Here is a 25,031-nt window from a genome sequence, read left to right on the forward strand (position 1 = left end):
CGGGGGCGCGGCCGGCCCTGTCACCTGCCCTGACTCAGTCCCGCCGCGCCCTCGGGCCCAGCCTGCCCGGAGCCGCACCATGCGTTTCGCCGCCTACGCGCACCGACACCGGCCTCGCGTGGCCGTCGTGGAGGACGACGGCACCCTCTACCCGCTGCCCGCAGTCACCTCGCTCACCGGCCTGCTGCGGGAGTCCGGCGGTCTGCCCGGCCTGCTCGCCGCGGGCGCGGCGGCGCTGGACGCGCCGCCCGGCCCGCACGTGTCGCAGGTCCGGCTGCTGCCGCCGCTCCAGCCCGCCTCCGTCCGGGACTTCGTCACCTTCGAGGAGCATGTCGAGGGCGTGCGGCGGTCGGTGGAGGGCACCGGTGGCGTACCGGAGCAGTGGTACGCCGCCCCGACCTTCTACTTCACCAACCCGCACGCCGTCTACGGCCCCCACGACGACATCCCGGTGCCGCCCGGTTCCGCGGTGCTGGACTTCGAGCTGGAGGTCGCCGCCGTCATCGGCCGCGAGGGCCGCGACCTCACTCCGGAGCAGGCCCGCGACCACATCGTCGGCTACACCGTCTTCAACGACTGGTCGGCCAGAGACCTCCAGTCCGCCGAGATGAAGGTCGGTCTCGGCCCCTGCAAGGGCAAGGACACCGCCACCACGCTCGGCCCGCACCTGGTCACCGCCGACGAGCTGGAGCCGTTCCGGGACGCGGAGGGCTTCCTGCGGCTGGCGCTCACCGCGGAGGTCAACGGCGAGGTCGTCGGCCGGGATCTGCTGTCCCACATGAGCTGGACGTTCGAGGAGATGACCGCGTACGCCTCGCGCGGCACGCGGGTGGTGCCCGGAGACGTCCTGGGTTCCGGGACCTGCGGCAACGGCGGCTGCCTCGCCGAACTGTGGGGCCGCTCCGGCAAGCAGGTCCCGCCGCCGCTGAAGCCCGGCGACACCGTCACCCTCACGGTGGAGGGGATCGGGAGCGTGTCCAGCACCGTCGTGCCGGGCCCGGACCCGGTGCCCCTGCCGGCCGGCCGGCGCCGGTCCCGGGAACGGCCGTGAGCGGCCCGCACCCCCGCGAGTCCGCGGGGGTGCGCCGGCGGAGGACGTCGCGGCGGCCTCGTTGTCAGACCCGCGCGCTAGCTTGGCCGCATGACGTCTCTGCGCCTCGCACCATGGTCCGATCAGGGCATCGACCTGCTCCGCCGGCAGAACTCCGCCGAGGCGACCGAACACCTCGGGGGTCCGGAGACCGCCGAACAGCTCCGGCGCCGTCACGAGCGCTACCTCGACCTCACCGACGGCCGGATGTTCCTGGTCCTGCTGGCGGAACAGGTCGTGGGATCGGTGGGGTACTGGACGCGGGAACGGGGCGGGGAGCACGTCCTGGAGACGGGCTACGGCATCCTTCCCGAGCACCAGGGCCGGGGCTTCGCGGTCGAGGCGGTGCGTCTGTGTGCGCGGCGGGCCCGTCGGGAGAGTTCCCACGCGTGGCTGCACGCGTTCCCCTCCGTGCACCACGGCGCGTCCAACGCCGTGTGCCGGAAGGCGGGCTTCGAGCTGGCTGGAGAGTGCGCGTTCGAGTATCCGCCGGGCCACATCATGCGCTCCAACGACTGGCGGCTCGCGCTCGGCCGGCCGGAGACCGGAGAGGACCGGCCCGGGTGACGCGGCGCGCGGAAGGCCGGCGTCACCTCCGGGCGGCTCAGGGTCCGGCGGGCAGCGGCGCGGGCGGCAGCAGGCCGCTCTCCCGCAGCCGGGCCGTCATCCGCGTGCGGGCCGGCTTGCCGCTCGCCGTGCGGATGACGGCGGTGTGCGGGACGTCGAGCACGGCCTCGGGGGCCACGGCGAAGTCCGCGGTGATCCGGGCCGCGACGGCGCCGGTGTCGACGCGCCGCCCCCGTTCGGCCACGACCACGACGGCGAACGAGGCGCCGTACGGGAGCGCGACGCACTCCGCGACGCCCGGTTCCGTCGCCGCCGCCTGTTCCACGTCGGCGGCGAAGACGTTCGTGCCGTTGACTAAGACGCGGTCGGCGCGGCGCCCGTTCAGATAGAGCCGGCCCGCGTCGAGGTAGCCGAGGTCGCCGGTGTCGAACCAGGTGGTGCGGTGGTCGGTGGCGCCGTCGTACCCGTCGAACAGTGTGGCGCCCCGCAGTTGGACCCGGCCCGTCTCCGTCTCGGGGCACCTGTCGCCCGACTCGTTCACGACGCGCAGGCCGAGGCCGGGGACCGGGGTGCCGAGGCACGCGGTGGCGACGGACCCCCGGGTGCGGAACGCGGTGGCGGGGTCCGTCAGCCGGTGCGAGGTGGCCATCAGGACGGCTTCGGCGAGGCCGTAGCAGAAGACCAGCGCGGTCGGGTCGAAGCCCCAGCGGGCGGTGGCGTCGAGGAAGGTGCCGACCGAGGCCCTGCGGATGGGCTCCGCCCCGCAGAAGACGGTGCCCCACGCCCTGAAGAGCGCGGGATCGGGCTGCTCCCGCTCCGCCGCCTCCGTGATCCGCGCCGCCAGGTAGCGCAGCATGAAGTCGGGGAAGGCACTGTGGACACGCTCGGCGTCCCGGACCAGGCGCAGAGCCGCCAGGGGCCGGCGCAGGAAGGTGCCGGGCTCCTCCAGGACCACGTCGGCGCCCTGGACGAGCGCGGTCAGCGTGCCGATCAGACCCATGTCGTGGTGGAGCGGCAGCGCCATCAGCCCGGTGTGGCCCGGCCGCATCCCGGAGACGTCCCGGATGGCCGCGATGTTGCCGAGGACCGCGCGGTGGGTGAGCGGGATGGGACGCGGCATGCCGGTGGAACCGCTCGTGTACTGGACGAACGCCGGCTCCTGCGGGTCCCTCGCTGCGGGGCCGGCCGCCCGGTCCGGGCGCGGGTCCAGCCACAGGGCGGTCAGGCCGGGCACGGTGAGCCGGAACGCGTGGCGCGCGTGCTGCTGGCGGGCGACGGTGGCGAGGTACTGCCCGAGGACCGCGCCGGGCACGCGCGGCTTCACGGAGACGGGGACCGCGCCCAGGTGGAGCAGGGCCAGCAGGCCCAGCAGGCTCTCGCGGGAGCTGCCGGCGCGGAGCAGGACCCGGTCCCCGGGGCGCACGCCCTGGTGGGCGAAGCCGGCGGCCGCCGCGGCGGTCTGCCGGGCGAACTCGGGGTAGGTCAGGGTCTCCCGCCGGGCGGAGGTGCCGAAGGTCACGGTCGCGGCGGCGCGGCCGGCCTGGGCGGCGAGGGCCTCGGGCAGGGTCGCCGCGGCGACGGCCACGCCCCGCGGGGTGCCGGGCCCCGGGGCCATGGCGGCTTCGGGGTGCGCGGTGCCGGGTGTGCCGGGTCCGGGAGTCGTCATGCCGGGCTCCCGTCCCGGGCGAGCATCGCGTCCAGGTCGGCCCGGTGGACGCGTTTGGTGTGCCGGTCGACCAGGGCCAGGCGGACCCGGCCCCGGGCCATCACCGTGCCGTCGGGCCGTTCGACGTCCTGCGCCAGCGTGAAGCTGTACGCCGACCGTTCGGCGAGGGAGGTGCGGACGACGAGACGGCCGACCGGGTCCCAGTCGACCGCCTTGAGGTAGTCCAGCCGGAGCTGGAGCACCATGGCGACCACGGAGCCCTCGCGCGCGTCGGCGCCGTACGCGAGGCCCCACTCCCAGCGGCCGGTCTCCAGGAGCTGGACGTACACGCTGTTGTTGAGGTGGCCGGCCCAGTCGAAGTCGTTGGCGCGCAGGGCGACTTCGCAGGTGTGTTCCAGGACCGGCGGGGTGCTGTCCGTCATGCGAGGTGCCCTCCGGTCCGTGTCGGCCCGGCCAGCAGGACGACGACCGCGCCGGCCAGGCCCCCGGTATGGCTGATCGACACCTCGGCGAGGACGTTGCCCTCCCGGCACCAGCGGCCGATGTCCCCGTGCAGCCGCAGCCGGGGCTGTCCGGCGGGCTCGTGGCCGACCTCGATCTCGGGGAAGGTGCACGGCGGTGCCCCTCCCAGCGAGCTGAGCGCCTTGATGAAGGCTTCCTTGGCCGACAGCAGGCCGGCCAGGGACGCGTCCGGGTCGGGGCGGGAGCGGCAGTGCGACCGCTCCCCCGGGGTGAACACCGCCGCGCTATCCCGCAAGTGCGGTCTGCGGGCGAGTTCCGCGACGGACTGCAGATCGAATCCGGTCGACATCGTTCGTGCGGAGACTGGCGAAGTAGGCACGCTTCAGGTCCTCGTAGGATCGGGTCTCGATGCCGGTGATCTCCCGGACCAGGGCGAAGACGCTGCCCAGCTTGCGCGCGTGCACCGAGCCCTCGTGCAGCGCGTCGTCGGCCAGGGCGAACGCGTCGTCGTCGGTGCGGATGCGCTCCCACCAGTTGACGAAGCCCTGCCGCTCGGTCTGGGCCGCGCGGGCCGAGCCGAAGGTCTCGCCGCCGTCGGGGCGGATCCACGTGTACGCCATCGACAGCACGTCCTTGACGGGGTAGACCCCCGACTCCACCAGGGCCTTGGCGAAGGAGGCGAAGTACTGCCGGTGCTGCACCTCGTCCTTCATGATCGTGTGGAAGACGTCGTGCACCAGCTCGTCCTGGCTGGTGCGGGCCGCGTGCTGGTACGACACGCAGGCTTCGATCTCCACACAGGCCTGGAGGACGCAGACCCGGGCGTAGTTGTCGGTGGGGAAGACGCCCCGGTGCTCGACGACCTCGGTCTCGTCGATCGGGTCGATGCCGGCCATCTCCATCAGGCGCCCGAAGGAGACCTCGTGGTGGGCCTCCTCCTCCAGCCAGTACCGGGCCGACCAGGCGGCGGCGATGTGCAGGACCTTGCTGCCCAGCGGGTTGGACTCGCTCAGTTCACGGGCCAGTTTGATGCCGTCCACGGCCAGGCGGATGCCGGCCGGCTGGGTGGTCAGCTCGGCGCGGGCGGCGTGCCAGAGGGCGGCCTTGTCCCGTTCGCCCGGCCGGGTGAGGCGGCGGCCGTCGAAGAGCTGGTCGGACGACCAGCGGCGCTGTTCGTGGTAGCTCTGCTGGGCGCGCAGCACCTCGGTGATGGTGGCGCCGGAGCGGAGTTCCTTGACGATGTCGGTCATGATCAGCATGTGTCCGCCTTCCGTTCGGCAGGGGTGTCGGTTCAGCCGGAGGCGGACGCGAGCTGCCTGCCGAGGGCCTGGACGACGTCGTCCGCGGTGTGGTCGAGGGTCATCGTCGGCAGTTCGACGTCCTCGTCGAAGCCGGTGTCGGCCAGGGCCCCCGCGAACGCGTCGAGCAGGTCGATGGAGTTGATCGCGCTCGGTGAGGCGACGAGGACCGCCGACAGCGGCTGTCCGGCGAACACCTCCTCCACCGTCAGGCCGAGGCGCTGTGCGACATGCTGTCTGAGGTCGGTGAGCAAGGTGTCTCCCTGGGGCGTGTCGGACGGTGGGCGGGTGCCGGCCGGCGTGTTCAGAGGGCCGCCGCCGCCGACCAGTCGGGGGACCTGCCCAGCGCGGTCAGGACGAGGTCGAGGGTGCGGGCGCCGGGCGCCGTGGGCAGGGCGGGGCGGAACAGCGGGGCGGGCCCGAGCCTGCGCTCGTCGTCCGGCACCCGCAGGGCGTAGCCGAGGGCGGCCTCCACGACCTCCTCGTCCAGGTGCAGCGGGAGGCCGAGGGTGCGCGCCACGTCCCAGCCGTGGACGACGTAGTCCAGGAAGTGGAAGCCGATGGCGATCGAGGCCGGGAAGGGCCGGCTGGTGCTGATCTCGGGGAGGATGAACTCCCGGGCGAACACGTCGGGACGGGAGAAGCCGTCGATGACCGTCCAGGCGGCGTCCCGGTACGTCGTGGAGGGGTCGTCGCCGAGCGCGGTCGGCGCCCATACGGCGAGGTCCGCGCCGCCGCCCGAGGCCGCCGCGGCGAAGCCGTGGTGCTGGCCCGCCATGTGCGACACGAGCTGCCGGAGCGTCCAGCCGGCGCAGGGCGTCGGCAGGTCCCAGTCGTGCGGAGCGGCCTGCTGCACGAGCCGTACCGTCTCCAGCACAGCGGTCCGGTCCAGCTTCCGGATATCCATGCGGGCCCTTTCGCGAGAGGTGGTCCGGCCGAGACATTAGCACGACCGTGCGTTTAGTTTTAAGAGGCCGCGACGAACGGGGCCCGCCGGCGTGTCCGACGGGCCCCTGGTCGTCCGGCGCCGGATCAGGCCCGGCCGGCCGCCTCGCGGGCCGCCGACTCGATGAACAGGGCCAGCCTGCGGACGCCCTCCACGATCTGTTCCGGCGCCAGGGAGCTGCACGAAAGCCGGAGCCGGTGCTCTCCCCCGCCGTCCGGGTAGAAGTCGCTCATCGGCGTCCACAGCACGCCGAAGGCGCGGGCGGAGCGTTCCAGTGCCGCGCTGTCGGCCACGAACGGGACGTCGAGGACGAGGAAGAAGCCGCCCGTCGGCTCGTTCCAGCGCACGCCCAGCGCACGGCGGCGCTCCTCGGGGAAGTGCCGCTCCAGCTCGCCCAGCAGGGTGGCCAGGCTGGTGCGGTAGTGGGCGATCATCCCGGCGTTGGCCTCACGCAGCCGGCAGTCGCACTCCACCAGCAGTCCGCCGATGACGGCCTGGCCGACGGCCGAGGTGTTGACCGTCGTCATGCTCTTGATCTTGGACAGCTCCTCGGCCAGCAGCGAGCGCCGGCCGTCGGGACCGGCGACCTCCTGGTCGGCGACGACGTAGCCGACGCGGGCGCCGGGCAGCGCGGTCTTGGCGAAGGACCCGAGGTGGAGCACCCTGCGTCCGCGGTCCATGGACTTCAGCGTGGGGCGGGCGGCGCCGGTACGGACGAAGAAGCCGTAGGGGTCGTCCTCCAGGATCAGCAGGTCCGCCTCCGCCGCGACCTCGAGCAGCCGTTCCCGCGCGGCCACGGTCATGCTCGTGCCCGACGGGTTGGCGAAGTCCGGCACCACGTACAGGGCGCGGGGCCGTCCGCCCGCCTCCCGTACCCGCCGGGCGGCGGCCAGGAAGGCGTCGGGGTCGGGGCCGTCGGCGCCCTCCGGGACCGGGTGGGTCGCGATGTCGAGCAGACGGGCGGCGCCGGTGATGCCGACGTAGCAGGGCGAGCTGACCAGGAGCGTGTCCCCGGGCCGGGCGAACAGCGCCCGCAGGGTGAGCAGCATCGCCTCCTGGCAGCCGGTCGTGACGACGACCGACTCCGGCGGGACGTGGATCCCCTCGTCGTTGGCCAGGGTGCGGGCGATCAGTTCGTGGATGATGCCGTTGGTGCGCCCGTACTGGAAGAGGTGGGTGCGCACCCGCTCCTTCGACCAGCCGCGTGTCTGTTCCAGGTGGTCGGTGTAGGACCGCAGGTGGCGGGCGAGGTCCTCGGTCTCGAAGGTGCCCTCGGCGGGCCGGCCGGGGGCGAAGGAGAGGGCTTCGGGGAAGCGGCCGACGACCTCGTTGAGGAAGTTCATCGCGTCCAGCACCGGATCGGTGAGCGAGGCGTGCAGGTCCTGGAGGTCGAGGACCGGGGCGGCCGTGGTGTCCGTCATGGTCAGCCCCTGCCGGCGGCGTCGGCGAAGGCGGTGCGCAGATGGCCGGCGGCCTGTTCCACGGCCCGGCGGGCCGTGTCGAGCGTGCCGGACATCGTGAAGAACCCGTGGGCCATGCCCGGGTAGCGGGTCGTCTCGGCGCTCACGCCGCTCTCCCGCAGCCGCTGGGCGTAGCGTTCACCCTCGTCGCGCAGCGGGTCGTACTCGGCGGTGATCACCAGGGCCGGCGGCAGGCCCGTGTGGTCGGGGGCGCGCAGCGGGGAGGCCAGGGGATGCGTGCCGTCCTCGGGAGCGGCCAGGTAGTTGTCCCAGTACCAGCGCACCGACTTGTCGTTGAAGAGCAGCGGGTCGGTGTTCTCCCGGCGGGACGGGGTGTCCGCCAGGTAGTCGGTGTTCGGGTAGACGAGGAGCTGGGTCAGGATGTCCGGGCCGCCCGCCTCCCGGGCCATGAGCGTGACGGCCGCGGCGAGGTTGCCGCCGGCGCTGTCGCCGCCGACTGCCAGCCGGCCGGCGTCGCCGCCGAACCGGCCGGCGTTCTCGGCGGCCCACCGCACCCCGGCGAAGCAGTCCCGCGGGGCGGCGGGGAACTTGTGCTCGGGAGCCAGCCGGTAGCCGACCGCGACGGTGAGACAGCCGACGGAGTTGGCCAGGCGCCGGCAGAGCGCGTCGCTGGTGTCCAGCGAGCCCAGCGTCCAGCCGCCGCCGAAGAAGTAGACGAGCACCGGCAGCGGTCCCTCGCCGGCCGGCCGGTAGACGCGGACCGGCACGGGCCCGTCGGGACCGGCGACGGTGAGGTCGTCGACCCGGTCCACCGGCTCGGGCGTGCCGGCCTGCGCCCGGATGGCCGCGAGGTCGGCCGCCCGCGCCTCCTGGAGCGTCATCGTGTACAACGGGCGGACTCCCTCCGACGCGCGCCGGTCGTAGAGGGTCTGCAACTGCGGGTCAAAGGGCATGGTGCCTCCGGTCCAGGGCCCGCGGGCCACGCGCTCGCGGGCGGTTCACAGGGTGTCGGGCAGCAGCGACGGGTCCGTCGCCACGCCGCGCAGCCGGCCGTCGATGCCGACGGCCGCCCTGCTGTAACAGGTGAAGTTGGAGTGCAGTACGGATTCGGCGTTCGCCATCTCCATCAGGGCCACGATCTCGAAGGCGAGCTGGGCGGTGTCGGCGTCCCAGCGGATCTCCCCCACCGCCTTGGCCTCGTCGATCATCTGCTCGACGAGGGTGAACCAGTTGCCGTGCGCGCTCGCCACGGCGTCGTGCACCTTGCCCTGCCGGGCGTCGTACTCCGCCGAGACGGAGTAGAAGAAGCACCCGCCCGGGAAGACGCGCTGCGCGGAGTAGGCGAGCCAGTTGCCGCACAGGCACCGCAGCCGGCCGAGGCCGGCGGGCAGGGCCCGGGCCGGCTGCACGACGTGCTCGATGAAGACCTTGATGGCGGCCCGCACGGTGGCGAGCTGTAACTCCTCCTTCGATCCGAACAGGGCGAAGACCCCGCTCTTGCTGAGGTCCAGTTCGCCCGCGAGGCGCCCGAGGGACAGGCCTTCCAGTCCCTCGACCGATGCGATACCGACGGCTCGCTGGAGGATCAGACGCCGCGTCTGGTTGCCGCGCTCGATCCGTCCGTCCGTTGCTGTCCTTGCCAAGGAGCACCTCCTCGCGTCTCCCACCAGGGGGACGTCCGCTCTGCGATCACGTGCTTGCCCTCATTATGTGGACGACCGTGCGGACATGTGGGGAGAGTTCGGTTAGTGTACGGCCGTGCGGTTACTTCACAGCACGGTCGAACGCGCCCGAGTGCGCCATGAACACCTGGGGTGGCAGTGACGATGGCGCTGCACGAGTACGAGGCCGCGGCCAGGCAGCGCCTGTCCGGGCCGGTCTGGGACTTCCTGGCGGGCGGGAGCGGCACCGAGTCGATGCTGTCGGCCGGCCGCGAGGCCCTCGACCGGATCCGGCTGCGGCCGCGCTGTCTCGTCGATGTCTCGGCCTGCGATCCCGCCACCTCCCTGCTGGGTGCGCCCCTGGCGGCACCGCTCGGCATCGCCCCCATGGCGTACCACCGCCTCGCCGACCCCGAGGGCGAGGTGGCGACGGCGCGGGCCGCCGGCGAGACCGGCACGCTCTTCACGGTCAGCATGTTCGCGAGCCGCACCCTGGAGGACATCGCCGCGGCGGCCACGGGTCCGCTGTGGCTCCAGCTCTACTGGCTCAAGCGGCGCGCGCCGATGCTGGAACTCGTCCGGCGGGCGGAGGACGCGGGCTACCGCGCGCTCGTCCTGACCGTCGACGCGCCGCGCGTCGCCCACCGTCCGCGCGACGCCCGCAACGGCTTCGCGGTCCCGGACGGCATCCGCGCCGTCAACATCGACCCCTCCGTGATGTCCGCCTCCCATGCCGGCGAGGCCGGCGCGTCCGCCATCGCGCGGCATTCCCGGGAGCAGTTCGACGCCTCCCTCACCTGGGAGGACCTGGCCTGGCTGCGCGAACGCACCGCGCTGCCCCTCGTACTGAAGGGCGTGCTCACCGGGGAGGACGCCGCTCTCGCCCTGAAGTACGGGGTGGACGCCCTCGTGGTGTCGAATCACGGAGGCCGTCAGCTGGATTTCGCCCAGCCCGCCGCGGAAGCGCTTCCCGAGATCGCCGAGGTCGTCTCCGGACGCTGTCCGGTGATCCTCGACGGCGCGGTCCGGCATGGCGCCGATATCGCCAAGGCACTCTGCCTCGGCGCGGATTCCGTTTTTATCGGGCGGCCCGTCCTATGGGGACTCGCGCATTCCGGAAGAGCCGGTGCCGCCGCCGTTCTGCATACGCTGGTGGCGGAGTTCGACGAGGTCATGGCATTGATGGGAACTCCTCGCGTCCAGGATTTCGGACCCTCGGGAGTTACTCGGCGGTGAATTGATCCGCCCCTCCGGGTCGCCTCCCATTCATCTGTTTCGGCTTGGATGAAGGGGGCTTCGGCCTGTGCTCCGACCTGCCGAAAAGGCTTCTCAGTACATCTTTCAAGTGTCCTGTAAAAACATAAAAGTACGCTTGATTACTGGTAAGTAGTGAGCAACGATGAATCTGCGGCCGCCGGGGGAGACACGACGGGCGGCCGGACCGTTCCACAGCTTTGATTGGTGGGGATTTCAGTGGGGGAAGCGGTGCCGATAGGGGCCGTTTACAGTGAAGGCGCCTGGATCGACGATCTCTTACTCAAGGGAGACGACCGGGAGACCGCCCTTCACCTGGCGGGACCGGTGAGCCGGGCGGAACTGCGCCGGCTCGTCGCGGACGAGCAGGAACGCCTCCAGACCGCCGGTCTGCTGGCCGGGGGCACGCTCGCCGTGCGGATGCCGCCCTCCCTCGCCTGTATCGTCGCCATGCTCGCCGGCTGGCGCACGGGGGCCCAGGTCGCTCTCGTCGACCACCGGCTGACGCCCTACGAGGTGGGCAAGGCGATCGCGCGGCTCACGCCGCAACTGGTCGTCGAACCGGTCGAGGACGTCACCGGCCGGCTGCGCGGACACTTCGACGTCAGCACCCGCATCACCCCGCTGCACGGCGGCCGTCCGGCCGCCTCGCCGCACGCCCTGCTCCAGCTCAGCTCCGGCTCGACCGGACCGTCGAAGGTCATCGGCCGTACGGTCGGCAGCCTCACGGCGGAACTCGACCGGTACGCACGGCTGGACGGCTACCCCGGCCGAGGCGACCGCATCGTCGTCCTGGCCTCGATCATCCACGTCCTCGGACTCGTCGGCGGGCTGCTGCACGGCCTCGCCGCCGGCGCGGAGATCGTCCTGCCCGGCACCCAGACGCTCGACGGCATCCTCAAGGCCGTCGCCGCGGGGGACGCGCCGACCACCCTCCTCGGTGTGCCCTCGCAGGCCGCACTGCTCACCGCGGCCCAGACCCCGCCACACCTCCCCCAGCTACGCCGGATGATCGTCGGCGGGGAACTGGTGCGGACGGACGTCTGGGAACGCTTCACCCGCAACTACCGGGCCGGGCTGGGCGCCATGTACGGCATGACCGAAGCCGGCGTCATCGCCACCGACCTCACCGGCGCCCACCGGCCGGGCCTGGTGCCCGCACCCGGCATGGACGTCCGCGTCGAGGACGGGCAGATCCTCCTGGGCCTGCCGGACACCCCGTACGTGGGGCCGGCGGACCCGTCCCGCTTCGTCGACGGCTGGCTGCACACCAAGGACGCGGGCAGCCTCGACGAGGACACCGGCCTGCTCACGGTGCACGGCCGGCTGGACTCCCAGGTCTCCATCGGCGGACTGAAGGTCGACCTCGCCGAGGTCGAGGAGGCCCTGACCACCCTGCCGGGCGTCGTGGACGCCGTGGTCGTGCGGGGCACCGGCATCGAGGCCTTCGTGACCGTGCGGGAGCGGGAGGTCTTCGACGGCCTCGCCGGCTCGCTCGCGGCGCGCCTCGCACCGTACAAGCGGCCCCGCACGCTGCACTCCCTGCCACAGATCCCGCGCACGGTCACCGGCAAGCCGGTCCGCAACGCGGAGATCCTCCGCAGCGCCGCGCGCGCCGCGGCCGCGGCGGGCGTGTCAGGCGCGGGCGCCGGAGGCGATCCGGCGCACCTCGACGTGGACACCGCCCTCGCCTGACCCCTCCCCGGCGGCGCCGGGCAGCGCGACGCCGAGGACATGACCTCCGCCGTCCGCCAGGACGGCCGTGGACGCCAGGGCACCGGCGCCGGGCACCGGGCTCGGCACCGGCGGGGCGTCCCGGCCGGGGGGCCAGTGCCGCGGGAGCGGCATCCGACGGCTCATCCCGCCGCCGCGCAGCCCCCGGCCGAGTGCCTTGCCGACGGCCTCCTTCTGCGTCCACAGCCACAGGAAGGCCACGGAGCGTTCCCGCTCGGGCAGTCCACCGATCCAGGCCGCCTCATCGGGATGGAGCCACGCCCGGGCCATCGGCCCGGCGCGCAGCCGCCGTACCCGTTCCACATCGACACCCACGAACGCCCTGCCCGTCAGGGCGATCGCCACCGCGCCGCGCGTATGGGCCACGCTCACGCGCACACCCGCACCGGCCCCGCCCAGAAAGGGGCGGCCGCCGGGTTCGTGCTCCACCCATACCTCGGACTCCGGGACGCCGAGCATCCGCGCCGCGTTCCGCAGCAGCAGGGTGCGTGCCGTGCGGCGCTCGTCCCCGTCCGTGGTGCACCACAGCACCGTCACCGTGTCCGGGTTCCAGCCCGGGTGCCCGTCCATGAAGCAGGAGTCAATCAAATGTCCGCTGAGGTTGAGAAGTTCGTCATCGAGGCGCTGGAGAACATGAACTACGACGTGTCCGAGGTCACCGGCGACACCCCGCTCGGCCCGGCCGGGCTGGACCTGGAGTCCCTCTCGGTCGCCGAGATCGCGATCCAGGTCGAGGACACCTACGGGGTGAAGTTCGAGGAGGACGAGATGGAGACCGTCGCGCTCCTGACCGTCTCCGGGCTCGTCAAGGAGATCGTCGACCGGGCCTCCGCCGCCGCTGCCGCGGCCAGCTGAACCCGCGCCGTCCCTCCCTCCCCCGCGCCGGCGGCGGCCGGGAGGGACGGGGCGGGCGGCACGAGCCGGACGTGCGGAACCGAGGACGCGACGCGGTGCCCGGAGAGCGAAGCGGCGGCGCCTGTCCACGGGCGCACCGCCGGCGGCACCGCCCGTCCCCGGCGCGTCCGAGGCGGCGCGCTCCGCAGGCGCAGACCGACACACACATGGCCCGAAAGCAAGGGACCCCGGGAATGAACCCGAAGAACGAGCGCGCCCAACTCGCGGCCGATCAACGGCTCGGCGTGGGCAACGTGCTGACGACACTGATCGAGCGGGGCACCGGCCTCGACCAACCGACCCTCACCTTCGACACCGAGGTGGACGGCCACCCGGCCTGGCAGGCCCTGACCCTGGCCCGGCTCGGCGAACGCGTCGCCGCCCGGGCCGCCGCACTGCACGCCCTCGGCGTGCAGCCCCGGGACCCGGTCGCCGTCTGGGTGACCGACGGCGCCGACCAGGTGCTCAACTATCTGGCGCTCGCCCGCCTGGGCGCGATCCCCGCGCTCGTCAACAGCAGGCTCGCCGCCGACCAGGCGGCCGAGTACATCCGGCGGCTGGGCGCCGTCGGCGTCATCGCCGACGGCCCGCACCGGGACGCGCTGGCCTCGGCCGGCAGCACCACCGCGCTGCTCGCGGACCCCGCCGACCTGGGCAAGGGCGACCCCGGCGCGGCCCCGAAGCCATACCGGCACCACGGCGGCGAGCCCGTCGTCATCACCCACTCCTCCGGGACGACCGGCCTGCCCAAGGCGGTCACGCACTCCCACCACAGCCTGTTCGCGGCCATCCGGCACCGCCTGTCCCTGCCCAAGGGCCAGGGCCTGGACCGGATGCTGGGCGCGCTGCCCTCCGCCCACGCGGCCACCGTCATCGCGGTGAACCTCGCCCTGACCAATCGCGCCCAGCTCGCCGTGCTCTCCCGGCAGACCGGTTCCCTGGTGCTCGACGCCATCGAGTCCTGGCAGCCGGCCAGCGTGCTCGGCTTCGCCGCCACCTGGTCGGAGCTGGCGGGTGAGGACCTGGCCACCCGCGACCTCGGCTCCGTGCGTACCTGGTGGAACACCGGGGACTGCGCGCACGAGGCGCACATCCGCAAGCTGATCGCGACCGGCACGCGCGAGTCGGTCACCGCGCAGGGACGGGTGCGGCGCCCCGGCTCGTTCTTCGTGGACGGCCTGGGCTCCTCGGAGATGGGCCACTCCCAGTTCCACATCACGCACACCCCCGACACCCGGCGGTACGGCCGCTGCATCGGCAAGCCGCACGCCTTCTCCGAGGTCGCGGTCGTCGACGCCGACGGCGAGCGGCTCGGCACCGGCGAGGTCGGCCAGCTCGCCGTCAAGGCGCCGACCCTGTCGCTGGGCTACTGGAACGACTCGGTGACCACCTACCGCACCCGCCGGGACGGCTACTTCCTCACCGGCGACCTCGTCTTCCGCGACGAGGAGGGCTACTACTTCCACGTCGACCGTCTCGTGGACGCCGTCGACCTGGGTGAGGGCCACCGCCTCTACACCATGCTGTGCGAGGAGCAGGTCTTGGCGGAGTGCGCCGACGTGCTGGAGTGCACGGTCGTCGCGGTGTCCACGGACGGCCGGGTCGACACCTCGGTGCTGCTGGTGCTGGCCCCGGAGGCCGACCAGGAGGCCGACCGCACGGCGCAGGTGCTCGCCGCGCTGGACCCGCACGTCGCCCGGACCGTCGAGCGCGTGGTCGTGGTCAGCCCCGAGCGCATCCCGCTCGGCGCGACCGGCAAGGTCCGCAAGTTCCTGCTGCGCCGGCGCTTCCTGGACGGCGAGCTGCTGGGCCAGGAGTCGGCCGCGAAGAAGGTGGCCGTATGACCGCCGCCGGCCCGGGTGCCGTGATCACGGGGCTCGGCACCTTCACCCCCCTCGGCCGCGGTGCCGCCGACACCTTCGACGCCCTGTGCCACGGCAAGTCCGGGCTGCGCAGGCCGCCCGAGGGGCACCTGCTCGCCGGTGTCGTGGGCAGCGCCGGCATCGCCCCGGACATCGAGGCGCGGGAGGTGCTGCCGCCCAGCGAGGGCCGGCTCGTCGACCGCTACGCCCTGATGGCCCTGGCCGCCGCCGACGACGCCCTCGCCGACGCGGGGCTCGTGGTGGGCCGGGACGTCGACCCGGAGCGCGTCGCCGTGGTCCTCTCCAGCGGCGCGGGCGGCCTGACCACGTACGAGGCGCAGGCCCACGAGCGGGTGCGGCGCGGCCCGACCGCGGTCAGCCCGTACCTGCTGCCCGGCATGCTGCCGAACATGGCCGCCGCCCGGATCGCCATCAAGCACGGCATCCGGGGCTGGAGTTCGGCCGTCGCCACCGCGTGCGCCGCCGGTGCCCACGCCGTGGCGGAGGCCGCCCGGCTGATCCGCTACGGCGAGGCCGACGTGGTGGTCTGCGGCGGTGCCGAGGCGCCGCTCAACCCGACCTCCGCGCTGGCGTTCGCCCACGCCCGGGCCCTGGCCGGCGGCTGGGACGACGACCCGGAGGCGGCCAGCCGCCCCTTCGACCGGCGCCGCAACGGGTTCGTCCTGGCGGAGGGCGCCGGCGTGCTGGTCGTGGAGCGGGTCGAGCACGCCGACGCCCGCGGCGTCGCCGGCTACGCCGACCTGCTCGGCTGGGGCTCCACCACCGACGCCTTCAAGCCCACCGCGCCCCGCCCGGACGGCGAGGGCGCGGCGCAGGCCATGCGCGGGGCGCTGCGCACGGGCGGACTGACACCCGACGACATCGGTTACATCAACGCGCACGGCACCGCCACCAAGCTGGGCGACATCGCCGAGACCAAGGCCGTCCAAGCCGTGTTCGGGGACCGCTCGCCGGCCGTGAGCAGCACCAAGTCCATGACCGGGCACCTGCTCGGCGGCTCGGGCGCCGTGGAGGCCGTCATCTGCGCCCTGGCCATCTCGCGCGGCACGCTGCCGCCCACGCACAACCTGGACGAGGTGGACCCGGCCTGCGACCTCGACCACGTGCGGGGCGAGGCCCGGCGCACCCCGCTGCGGGCCGCGCTGTCCAACTCGTTCGCCTTCGGCGGCCACAACGTCAGCCTGCTGTTCGGCACGGCCGGCACCCGCACCCAGCGGCACGGAGAGGGAGAGAGCTCGTGAACATCGGAGCCGTGGACCACGTCGAGTTCTACGTCGGCGACGCCCAGCAGGCCGCGTTCTACCTGTGCACCGCGTTCGGGTTCCGGGTGCGCGGCCAGGCGGGTCCGGAGACGGGCCGGCCCGACAGCCGGTCCCTGCTGCTCAGTCAGGGCGGCGTCGACCTGGTGCTCACCTCCGCGCTGACCCCCGACCACCCGGCGGCGCGGTACGTCGCCCGGCACGGCGACGGGGTGGCCACCATCGCCTTCGAGGTGTCCGACGCCGCCAAGGCGTTCCGGACGGCCGTCGAGCGGGGGGCGACGGCGGTGGAGGAGCCGGTCGTGCACAGCCGGTGCGGCACCGAGGTGGTCACGGCCTCCGTGCTCGGCTTCGGCGATGTCGCGCACCGCTTCACCCAGCGCACCGGGGACCGGGCCGACTTCCTGCCCGGCACGATGGACGTCTTCGCCGACGACCCCGACGGCGACGACGGGTTGCTGCACACCGTCGACCACGCGGCGATCTGCCTGCCGGCGGGCGAGCTGGCGCCGACGGTCGCGTTCTACGAGCGGGTCTTCGGGTTCCGCCAGATCTTCGAGGAGTTCATCGAGGTCGGCACGCAGGCCATGGACTCCAAGGTGGTGCAGAGCCCGTCCGGCAAGGTCACCTTCACGCTCATCGAGCCGGTGACCGACCGCCAGCCCGGGCAGATCGACGCGTTCCTGGCCCGCCACGGCGGCGCCGGCGTGCAGCACCTCGCGCTGCTCACCGACGACATCGTCGCCGCGGTACCGGCTCTGGAGTCCCGGGGCGTCGGCTTCCTGGACACCCCCGCCACCTACTACGACGAGCTGGCCGAGCGCCTGGGCGAGCCCGACCTGCGCGTGGAGGACCTGCGGCGCACCAACGTCCTGGTCGACCAGGACCACTGGGGCCAGGTCTTCCAGATCTTCACCCAGTCCATGCACGTGCGGAAGACCTTCTTCTGGGAGGTCATCGACCGGCACGGCGCCCGCACCTTCGGCAGCGGCAACATCAAGGCGCTCTACGAGGCCGTGGCCCGCGAGAAGGCGCTCGCCTGACCCCGCGGCCGGCACCGCACGAGGGGCGACGGCGCCGCGGTGCCCGTCGCCTTCCCGCCCCGCCCTTCCCTGACGGCAACCGAGGCACTTGAGGAAGACCGTGACTGCTCAGAACACCGCTCCCTTCACGCTGACCGACGAGGAGCGCGCGCTCCTGCCCACCGACGCGGACGTCGACTTCTACGCCGAGCACGGCTGGTACCTGTCCAGGAAGCTCTTCACCGACGAGGAGACCGACCTCCTGGAGTCGGCCAGCGAGCGCTTCTACGCGGGTCACCGCGACCGGGAGCTGCCGGTGCGCCCGCCGAAGCTGGCCTACTGGGAGCCCGGACAGGGCTCGGTGCAGCGGCACAACGACTACATCCACTACGAGGACGACACCATAGGCCGCATCCTGCGCAAGCCGCTGCTCGGCGCGGTGGCCGCGCGGCTCGCCGAGGCGGAGGAGATCAGGGTGTTCCAGTCCACCCTGATCTACAAGCCGCCGGTGGCCGAGGAGCGGTCGAACATCGTGCCCTGGCACTTCGACAAGCACTACTGGGCCACCTCCACCTCCGAGCGGATGCTGACCGCGTTCATCCCCTTCCACGACTGCGACGAGGAGATGGGCACGATCACCATGGTGGACGGCAGCCACCTGTGGAAGGAGACCGCCGCCAACGACGCGACCTCGCTGCACTTCGCCGAGCGCGACCGCGGTGAACTCGACCAGATGCTGGAGGAGAACGCCGCCTACAACGGCGTCGAGGTCCGCAAGGTCCCGATGGTGATCCCGAAGGGCCACGTCAGCTTCCACCACTGCCGCACCTACCACGGCAGCGGCGCCAACGTCAGCGACCGGCCCCGCCGCGCCGTCTCCTTCCACCTCCAGGACGGCGGCAACCGCTACCGCGCCTTCCGCCGCTCCGACGGCACCCCGGTGACGTACAACCACGACGTCGTGGTGCGCCAGACCGCCGAGGGCACCCCGGACTACGCGGATCCCGAGTTCCTGCCGGTGCTGTGGCGCACCCGCTGATGCGCAGTGCGGCGGTGGTCGGGACGGGCCTGATCGGCACGTCGATCGCGCTCGCGCTGCGCGCCCGGGGCGTCCGCGTCCACCTCCTCGACGAGAACCCCGAGGCCGCGCACACCGCGGCCCGTCTCGGCGCGGGGGTGGCGGGCGCGCCGAACGCCCCGGTGGACCTGGCCGTCCTCGCCGTACCGCCGCAGCATGTCGCGGCGTCCCTGCACCAGCACCAGGCACGCGGGCTGGCCCACGACTTCACCGATGTCTCCAGCGTCAAGGTGCGGCCGCAGCGGGAGGCCGCGGAGCTGGGCTGCGACCTGGCCCGGTTCGTGGGCGGGCACCCGATGGCGGGCCGGGAGCAGTCCGGGCCGCTCGCGGCGCTGCCCGACCTCTTCCACGGCCGGCCCTGGGTGCTGACGCCGGCCGGCACCGCCGGCGAGCGGGCGGTCGGCCGGGCGACGGCGCTCGCCCACCTGTGCGGGGCGCGCCCGGTGGTGATGGAGCCCGCCCAGCACGACCGGGCGGTGGCGCTCGTCTCGCACACCCCGCACCTGGTGGCGACGCTGCTGGCCGGCCGGCTGCTGGACGGCGACGCGTCCCACCTCCGGCTCGCCGGGCAGGGGCTGCGCGACGCCACCCGGATCGCCGCGGGGGACGCCGATCTGTGGACCGACATCCTCAGCTCGAACGCGACGGCCGTCGTGGAGGTGCTGACGGAGCTGGCCGGGGAGCTGGGCGCGACCCTGGACGCCCTGCGCGAGCTGGCCGAGGGCCCGCCGGCGCACGGCACCGCGGGCCGGGCCCACCTCACCGCGGTCCTGGCCCGCGGGGTGACGGGGCGCGGCCTGATCCAGGGCCCGGCCCCCGACGGTCTGCGGCTGAGCGGTGTGGCCGCGGGGGCATGAGGCACCGCCGGGACCCGCGGCACCGTCCCGCCCCGGGCGGACGGCCGGGCAGCCCACGACGATTTCCGACCCAGTGGAGACAGTGACTATGACCAGCCGACGGCTCGACGTCTGCCTGATCGGTGCCGGGCCCCGCGGCCTCTCGGTCCTCGAACGGCTCTGCGCGAACGCCGCCTCCGTCCCGGACGGCCTCGCGATCACCGTGCACGTGGTCGACCCGTACCCGCCCGGCGCCGGACAGGTGTGGCGCACCGGGCAGTCCGAGCACCTGCTGATGAACACGGTGGCCTCCCAGGTCACGATGTTCACCGACGACAGCGTGCGGATCGAGGGGGCGCTCGTCCCGGGGCCGAGCCTGTACGAGTGGGCGCGCTTCCTCACCCTGATCGGCCCGATGGACGGTCCGCGCCACGACGAGCGGGTCCTCGCCGAGGCCCGCGCGCTCGGCCCCGACGCCTATCCCACCCGCGCCTTCTACGGCCACTATCTGGAGTGGGTCTTCCAGCGGGTGACGAGGACCGCGCCGGGCGGTCTGACGACCGTCGTGCACCGCGCCCGCGCGGTCGGCCTCGACGACGAGCCCGGCGGCACGCAGCGGGTGCGGCTGGACGACGGCACCGGCCTGGCGGGCCTGGACGCCGTCGTCCTCGCCCAGGGCCATCTGCCGGTACGGCCCTCCCGTCGCCGGCGCGCCCTGGGCGACTTCGCCGCGGCGCACGGGCTCGGCTACATCGCGCCCGCCAACCCGGCGGACGTGGACCTGTCGGCGGTGCGTCCGGGCGAGACGGTGGCCCTGATCGGACTGGGACTCAACTTCTTCGACTACATGGCCCTGCTGACGCTCGGCCGGGGCGGGCGGTTCGAGCGGCGGGACGGCCGGCTGGCCTACCTGCCGTCCGGCCGTGAGCCCCGGATGGTCGCGGGCTCCCGCCGGGGCCTGCCCTTCCACGCGCGCGGCGAGAACCAGAAGGGCCCGCACGGGCGGCACGAGCCGGCCGTGCTGACCGCCGGGGTGATCGAGGAACTGCGGTCGCGGCGGGCCGGGATCGACTTCCGCGAGACGGTGTGGCCGCTGGTCGCCAAGGAGGTCGAGACCGTCTACTACACGGCGCTGCTCACGGCCGCCGACCGGGCGGGCGACGCGCGCCGGCTGCGCGGGGCCTACCTCGCGGCGCCGCCGGGCGGCCGGCGCGAGCAGGACCTCCTCGACGAGTTCGGCATCGCCCCGGCCGACCGCTGGGACTGGGACCGGATCGCCCGCCCGTACGCGGGACACGACTTCGCCTCGCCGGCGGACTTCCGTGCCTGGCTGGTCGCCGAGCTGCGCGCGGACCTGGCGGCGGCCCGCGCCGGCAACGTGGACGGCCCGCTGAAGGCGGCGCTGGACGTGCTGCGCGACCTGCGCAACGAGCTGCGGCTCGTCGTCGACCACGGCGGTCTCACCGGCCGCTCGCACCGGCGGGATCTGGACGGCTGGTACACGCCGCTGAACGCGTTCTTGTCGATCGGACCGCCCGCCGCCCGGATCGAGGAGGCGATCGCGCTGATCGAGGCCGGAGTGCTGTCGGTGCTGGGCCCCGACGCCCGCGCCGACGCGGACGAGGCACGCGGGGCGTTCGCGGCCGAGTCCCCCGCGGTGCCCGGCTCCCGGGTCCTGGCGAGCACGCTCATCGAGGCACGGCTGCCCGAGATCGACCTGCGCACGACCGCCGACCCGCTGCTGCGCGGGCTCCTCGCGTCCGGGCAGTGCCGCCCGCACGAGGTCGGCGACCCCGCGGGCACGCCGTACGAGACGGGCGGCCTGGCCGTCACCGGGGCGCCGTTCCGGGTGATCGACGCCGCGGGCCGGGCGCATCCGCGCCGGTTCGCCTTCGGTGTGCCCACGGAGTCCGTGCACTGGGCGACGGCGGCCGGCATCCGTCCCGGGGTGAACTCGGTGACGCTCCAGGACTCGGACGCCATCGCGCGGGCCGTCCTCGCGGTCGCGGCGGACCGGCGGCCGGACGACGAGATGATCGGGGAGCTGGCCAGGTGAACACCGTGCACCTCGACGCCGGGCTGCTCAGCCCGGTGCGCGCCGGCAGCCCCGCCGAGGAGACCACCTCCGACCTGGCGTGGCTGCAGGCGATGCTCGACGCGGAGGCGGCGCTCGTCCGGGCCCAGGCGCAGCTCGGCAGCGTGCCCGCCGAGGCGGCGCGGACGATCACCGCGCTGGCCCGCGCCGACCGGCTGGACCTGCGCGCGCTGGCCGTGCTCGGCCGGGGCGCGGCCAACCCGGTCGTGGCCGTGGTGCGGGCGTTCACCGCGCTGGTGGCGGCCGAGGACCCGGCCGCCGCGGACTATGTGCACCGGGGCTCGACCAGCCAGGACATCCTGGACACCGGGTCGATGCTGGTGGCCGCCCGCACCCTGGACGTCCTGCTGGCCGACCTGGACCGGGTGGCCGGATCGCTGCGCGCGCTCGCCGGTGCGCACACGGGGACGCTGATGGCGGGGCGCACGCTGGCGCTGCACGCCGTGCCGACCACGTTCGGCCTGAAGGCCGCCGGCTGGCTGACGGCCGTGACGGAGGCGGCGGACCGGCTGCGCCTGCTGCGCCGCGACGGCCTGGTCGTCCAGCTCGGCGGCGCGGCGGGCACCCTCGCGGGATACGTCGAGTACGAGCGGCTGCACCGCGAGGTACGGCGGGAGCCCCCGGCCGACGCCTACGCGCGCCGGCTCACGGAGCGGTTCGCCGCGGAGACCGGTCTGCGCGCCCCGCTGCTGCCGTGGCACAGCCACCGGGCGCCGATCGCCCGGCTGGGCGGCGAACTCGCCCTGGTCACCGGGGCGCTGGGCAAGATCGCCGTCGATGTCCAGTCGCTGGCGCGTACCGAGACCGCCGAGGTGGCGGAGCCGGCGGCGGCCGGCCGGGGCGTGTCCTCGGCGATGCCGCAGAAGCGCAACCCGGCGCTGGCCACGCTGATCCGCTCCGCCGCCCTCCAGGTGCCCGCGTACGCGAGTGTGCTGACGCAGGCGATGCTCTCCGAGGACGAGCGGTCGGCCGGTGCCTGGCACGCCGAGTGGCTGCCGTTGCGCGAGTGTCTGCGGCTGACGGGCGGGGCGGCGTACACCGCGCGCGAGCTGGTGGCCGGGCTGGTGGTCTCGCCCGGGCGGATGCGGGCCAATCTGGAGCTGACCGGTGGTCTGATCGTCTCCGAGCGCCTGGCGGCGGTGCTGGCGCCGGTCCTCGGCAAGGCGACGGCCACCCAGGTCGTGAGCCGCGCCGCCGCCGAGAGCGCCGCCACCGGCCGCTCCCTGGCAGAGATCCTCGCCACCGTCCCCGAGGTCGCCGCCCGCTGGTCCGCCGACGGCCTCCAGGCGCTGCTCGACCCGGCCGCGTACACGGGGGCGGCCGGGGAACTGACCGCGCGGGCGCTGCGGGCGGCCGGCGCCCAGGCGGACGACGCGGGGGACGACGCCGGGGCGCCGGGCCGGGTCGCGGGAGCGGAGTCGTGAGCCGGGGTGCCCCGCTGGTCGGGGCGGCCCTCAACGCGCTGGCCCGGCCGGCGCCCGGGCTCGCGGGACGCGCCGCCTACACGCTGTTCTGCCGTCCGCTGCGGCGCGGGAAGGTCCTGCCCGGGGAGCGGGCCGCGCACGAGCGGGCCGTGACCGAGGAGGTGGTGGTCGCCGGCCGGCGGGTGCGGGTCTACCGCTGGGGCGACGGCACGCGGCCCGTGCTGATGCTGCACGGCTGGCAGTCCCGGGCGTCGCGGTACGCGGGTTTCGTGCCGCGCCTGGAGGCGCTGGGGCTGACCGGCCTCGCGTTCGACGCGCCCGGGCACGGCGACTCGGAGGGCAGCGGCACCACCGTCGTGGAGTACGGCGCGATCATGCGGCTGCTCCAGGAGCGGTACGGGGTCTTCCACACGGTGCTCGCCCACTCCTTCGGCGCCACCGGGGCCTTCCTGGCGCTGCGCGACGGGCTGCGCGCCGAGCGGCTCGTCACGGTCGCCGCGGTGGCGGATTTCGGCCATTTTCCCGACGCGTTCGCCCGCATCCTGGGGCTCGGCCCCGGCCTGGCGGAGGACCTGCGCTTCCGGATCGAGCACCGGCTCTTCCCGGAGGTCGAGGACCCGTGGGCGGAGTTCGACGCCACCCGGCGGCCCGAGGGGATCGGGGTACGGATGCGGATCATCCATGACGTAGACGATGAAATGGTCCCCGTCTCGCAGGCGCACGCGCTCAAGTCCGCGTACGGGGACCGGGCGGAGCTGGTGCTCACCCGCGGCCTCGGCCACCGCAAGGTGCTGGGCGCGGCGGCCGTGCTCGACAGCGCCATGGACTTCATCGCGCCGGATGCGGCGCCGTCGCCCTTTTAAATGAACGCACGGTCGTTTACTTTTACGCGGTAGGTGTGACCGCTGCGGACCGGGCGACGGCGGCACACCGGACGAAGGGATCACCTCGCATGACGACCGCCTCCTCCCAGTCGCCGGACACCGGTCCGGCCGGGACAGCGCACGCGCCGGACGCCGAGCGGCCACCGCAGATCTCCCCGGCCGCCGCGGCCACGGCCAAGCTGGCCCTGCTCGTCGCGTCCGGCGCCACGTTCCTCGCCGTGCTCGACACCACGGTCGTGAACATCGCCTTCGCGGATCTGCGCGCCGACTTCCACGACGCCTCGCTCTCCCAGCTGACCTGGGTCGTGACGGCGTACACCATCGTGTTCGCGGCGCTGCTGGCCGTCGCCGGCCGGGTCGCGGACATCATCGGCCGCAAGAAGCTGTTCCTGTGGTCGGCGGCCGTGTTCCTCGTGGCCTCGCTGCTGAGCGGGCTCGCCACCGGGGTGCCGATGCTCATCGCGGCCCGCGCCCTCCAGGGTGTGGGCGCGGCCGGGCTGATCCCCTCGGCGCTCGGCCTGGTGCTCCAGCACACGCCCCCGGCCCGCCGTCAGGTCGCCATCGGTATCTGGGGCGCGGTGGGCAGCATGGCCGCCGCCGTGGGCCCGAGCCTCGGCGGACTCCTGGTGGACGTCTGGGGCTGGCGCAGCGTCTTCCTGATCAACCTGCCGATCGGGCTCGTCATCCTGGCGGGCGCGGTCAAGCTCGTCGCGGACACGCCGACCGGGCGCAAACTGCCCGACCCCGCCGGCACGCTCGCCCTGGCGCTCGGCGTCGGCGGTGTCGTCTTCGGCGTGACCCAGGGCACCGAGTGGGGCTGGAGCAGCGGACGCGTCCTCGGTCTGCTGGCGGGCGGTGCCGCGCTGCTCGCCCTGGCCCTGCTGCTGTCCAAGCGGCACAGCGCGCCCGCCATCGAGCTGGACCTGTGGCGCAGCCGTGCCTTCGCGGCCACCAACGTCACCTCGCTGCTGTTCGGCGCGGCGATGTACTCCTACCTCCTCAGCTCCCTGCTGTTCCTCAACGCGGTGTGGGGCTACTCCGAGCTGAAGGCCGGTCTGGCGGTCACGCCGGGCGCCTTCGCCTCCGCGATCGGCGCCCTGGTCGTCGGGCGCCGGGTCGGGCCGGCCGGCCAGTGGGCCGCGGTCGCCGTCGGCTCCGCGCTGTTCGCCGTCTCGTGCGCCGGGATGGCCCTGCTGCTCGGCCCCGAGAAGCAGTACGCGGCGGTCTGGCTGCCCCTCGGCATCCTGGCCGGCATCGGCATCGGCGCGGCGCTGACCGCGATCTCCAACGCGGCCACGGCCTCGCTGCCGCCGCAGCGGTTCGCCTCCGGCACCGGTCTGCTCATGACCACCCGCCAGATCGGCGGCGCCCTCGGCATCGCCGCCCTCGCGGCCATCCTGGAGCGCCATTCCGTCCTCGACGACAAGGGCTACCTGCAGGTGTTCCTCGCCTGCGCCATCGGGGCCGTGGCCGCCGCCGTGGCGGCGCCCGCCATCCGGTCCCGGCCGGCCCGGACCACGTAACCGGCCATGTCCCGGCGGGAGCCGCCGGCTCCCC

At 74.0% G+C, this 25,031-nt stretch carries 24 protein-coding genes; 14 read left to right on the forward strand and 10 right to left on the reverse strand.

Translation table 11 applies throughout. The annotated features are described in order from the left end of the window. Positions 1-79: 79 nt before the first annotated feature. Positions 80-1,051 carry a fumarylacetoacetate hydrolase family protein gene (locus ACH4OA_RS14000; protein WP_397946451.1) on the forward strand — a complete coding sequence of 324 codons (972 nt, stop codon included), beginning with the start codon at positions 80-82 and terminating at the stop codon, positions 1,049-1,051. A 90-nt stretch (positions 1,052-1,141) separates the two neighbouring features. After that, complete coding sequence (locus tag ACH4OA_RS14005; protein WP_397935875.1) at positions 1,142-1,657, forward strand: GNAT family N-acetyltransferase; 516 nt, start codon at positions 1,142-1,144, stop codon at positions 1,655-1,657. Positions 1,658-1,694: 37 nt separating this feature from the next. Here the strand turns inward: ACH4OA_RS14005 and ACH4OA_RS14010 are convergent, their stop codons facing one another. From ACH4OA_RS14010 to ACH4OA_RS14050, 9 genes are all read right to left on the reverse strand, one after another. After that, positions 1,695-3,323 (reverse strand): AMP-binding protein, encoded by a 1,629-nt coding sequence (locus ACH4OA_RS14010; protein ID WP_397969140.1) that lies wholly within the window; start codon positions 3,321-3,323, stop codon positions 1,695-1,697. Then, positions 3,320-3,745: an acyl-CoA thioesterase gene (locus tag ACH4OA_RS14015; protein ID WP_397969141.1), complete on the reverse strand. Its 426-nt coding sequence runs from the start codon at positions 3,743-3,745 to the stop codon at positions 3,320-3,322. The genes ACH4OA_RS14010 and ACH4OA_RS14015 overlap by 4 nt, the downstream gene beginning before the upstream one ends. After that, positions 3,742-4,134 carry a holo-ACP synthase gene (locus ACH4OA_RS14020; RefSeq protein ID WP_397969142.1) on the reverse strand — a complete coding sequence of 131 codons (393 nt, stop codon included), beginning with the start codon at positions 4,132-4,134 and terminating at the stop codon, positions 3,742-3,744. Before ACH4OA_RS14020 ends, ACH4OA_RS14015 begins: the two co-directional genes overlap by 4 nt. Continuing rightward, positions 4,070-5,044: a hypothetical protein gene (locus ACH4OA_RS14025; protein ID WP_397969143.1), complete on the reverse strand. Its 975-nt coding sequence runs from the start codon at positions 5,042-5,044 to the stop codon at positions 4,070-4,072. Before ACH4OA_RS14025 ends, ACH4OA_RS14020 begins: the two co-directional genes overlap by 65 nt. 32 nt (positions 5,045-5,076) lie before the next feature. Beyond that, entirely contained in the window at positions 5,077-5,337 is a 261-nt protein-coding gene (locus ACH4OA_RS14030; RefSeq protein ID WP_365883615.1) for a hypothetical protein, read from the reverse strand. Positions 5,338-5,387: 50 nt separating this feature from the next. Then, a complete protein-coding gene (locus ACH4OA_RS14035) occupies positions 5,388-5,990 on the reverse strand; it encodes a TIGR03086 family metal-binding protein (RefSeq protein WP_365883616.1) in 603 nt (200 codons plus the stop codon). 125 nt (positions 5,991-6,115) lie between these two features. Further along, positions 6,116-7,450 carry a PLP-dependent aminotransferase family protein gene (locus tag ACH4OA_RS14040; RefSeq protein WP_397969144.1) on the reverse strand — a complete coding sequence of 445 codons (1,335 nt, stop codon included), beginning with the start codon at positions 7,448-7,450 and terminating at the stop codon, positions 6,116-6,118. 2 nt (positions 7,451-7,452) lie between these two features. Then, positions 7,453-8,403: an alpha/beta hydrolase gene (locus ACH4OA_RS14045; protein WP_397969146.1), complete on the reverse strand. Its 951-nt coding sequence runs from the start codon at positions 8,401-8,403 to the stop codon at positions 7,453-7,455. A 45-nt stretch (positions 8,404-8,448) separates the two neighbouring features. Then, positions 8,449-9,093: a TetR/AcrR family transcriptional regulator gene (locus ACH4OA_RS14050; protein ID WP_397969147.1), complete on the reverse strand. Its 645-nt coding sequence runs from the start codon at positions 9,091-9,093 to the stop codon at positions 8,449-8,451. Positions 9,094-9,264: 171 nt separating this feature from the next. Here ACH4OA_RS14050 and ACH4OA_RS14055 point away from each other — a divergent pair, with 171 nt between their 5' ends. Then, the gene (locus tag ACH4OA_RS14055; protein ID WP_397935889.1) at positions 9,265-10,347 is read left to right on the forward strand and encodes an alpha-hydroxy acid oxidase; all 1,083 of its coding nucleotides are present in this window, start codon (positions 9,265-9,267) and stop codon (positions 10,345-10,347) included. 345 nt (positions 10,348-10,692) lie between these two features. Then, positions 10,693-12,060 carry a fatty acid--CoA ligase family protein gene (locus ACH4OA_RS14060; protein ID WP_365883141.1) on the forward strand — a complete coding sequence of 456 codons (1,368 nt, stop codon included), beginning with the start codon at positions 10,693-10,695 and terminating at the stop codon, positions 12,058-12,060. Here ACH4OA_RS14060 and ACH4OA_RS14065 read toward each other — a convergent pair. Beyond that, positions 12,001-12,669, reverse strand: coding sequence for a 4'-phosphopantetheinyl transferase family protein (locus ACH4OA_RS14065; protein ID WP_397935893.1), 669 nt, complete (start codon positions 12,667-12,669; stop codon positions 12,001-12,003). The genes ACH4OA_RS14060 and ACH4OA_RS14065 overlap by 60 nt on opposite strands. Before the next feature lie 18 nt (positions 12,670-12,687). Here ACH4OA_RS14065 and ACH4OA_RS14070 point away from each other — a divergent pair, with 18 nt between their 5' ends. The 10 genes from ACH4OA_RS14070 to ACH4OA_RS14115 all read left to right on the forward strand — a co-directional run bounded on the left by ACH4OA_RS14070 (position 12,688) and on the right by ACH4OA_RS14115 (position 24,997). Further along, positions 12,688-12,954 carry an acyl carrier protein gene (locus tag ACH4OA_RS14070; RefSeq protein WP_397969149.1) on the forward strand — a complete coding sequence of 89 codons (267 nt, stop codon included), beginning with the start codon at positions 12,688-12,690 and terminating at the stop codon, positions 12,952-12,954. 233 nt (positions 12,955-13,187) lie between these two features. Next, a complete protein-coding gene (locus ACH4OA_RS14075; protein ID WP_397969150.1) occupies positions 13,188-14,837 on the forward strand; it encodes a class I adenylate-forming enzyme family protein in 1,650 nt (549 codons plus the stop codon). Then, on the forward strand, positions 14,834-16,117 hold the full coding sequence (locus ACH4OA_RS14080; protein ID WP_397935897.1) for a beta-ketoacyl-[acyl-carrier-protein] synthase family protein: 1,284 nt from the start codon (positions 14,834-14,836) through the stop codon (positions 16,115-16,117). Before ACH4OA_RS14075 ends, ACH4OA_RS14080 begins: the two co-directional genes overlap by 4 nt. Further along, positions 16,114-17,178 (forward strand): 4-hydroxyphenylpyruvate dioxygenase, encoded by a 1,065-nt coding sequence (hppD, locus tag ACH4OA_RS14085; protein ID WP_397946458.1) that lies wholly within the window; start codon positions 16,114-16,116, stop codon positions 17,176-17,178. The genes ACH4OA_RS14080 and hppD overlap by 4 nt, the downstream gene beginning before the upstream one ends. Before the next feature lie 100 nt (positions 17,179-17,278). After that, positions 17,279-18,196: a phytanoyl-CoA dioxygenase family protein gene (locus tag ACH4OA_RS14090; protein WP_365941937.1), complete on the forward strand. Its 918-nt coding sequence runs from the start codon at positions 17,279-17,281 to the stop codon at positions 18,194-18,196. Next, positions 18,196-19,092 (forward strand): prephenate dehydrogenase, encoded by an 897-nt coding sequence (locus ACH4OA_RS14095; RefSeq protein ID WP_397935903.1) that lies wholly within the window; start codon positions 18,196-18,198, stop codon positions 19,090-19,092. Before ACH4OA_RS14090 ends, ACH4OA_RS14095 begins: the two co-directional genes overlap by 1 nt. A gap of 88 nt (positions 19,093-19,180) precedes the next feature. Continuing rightward, positions 19,181-21,127, forward strand: a complete 1,947-nt coding sequence (locus ACH4OA_RS14100; protein WP_397969153.1) for an FAD/NAD(P)-binding protein — start codon at positions 19,181-19,183, stop codon at positions 21,125-21,127. Between the two features lie 92 nt (positions 21,128-21,219). Further along, complete coding sequence (locus tag ACH4OA_RS14105; protein ID WP_397969368.1) at positions 21,220-22,590, forward strand: adenylosuccinate lyase family protein; 1,371 nt, start codon at positions 21,220-21,222, stop codon at positions 22,588-22,590. After that, positions 22,587-23,453 carry an alpha/beta hydrolase gene (locus ACH4OA_RS14110; protein WP_397969155.1) on the forward strand — a complete coding sequence of 289 codons (867 nt, stop codon included), beginning with the start codon at positions 22,587-22,589 and terminating at the stop codon, positions 23,451-23,453. Before ACH4OA_RS14105 ends, ACH4OA_RS14110 begins: the two co-directional genes overlap by 4 nt. A gap of 89 nt (positions 23,454-23,542) precedes the next feature. Continuing rightward, a complete protein-coding gene (locus ACH4OA_RS14115) occupies positions 23,543-24,997 on the forward strand; it encodes an MFS transporter (RefSeq protein WP_397969156.1) in 1,455 nt (484 codons plus the stop codon). The last annotated feature ends 34 nt before the right edge of the window (positions 24,998-25,031 follow it).

It is taken from the genome of Streptomyces sp. NPDC017095 (assembly GCF_044332325.1).
Taxonomy (GTDB): Bacteria; Actinomycetota; Actinomycetes; order Streptomycetales; family Streptomycetaceae; genus Streptomyces.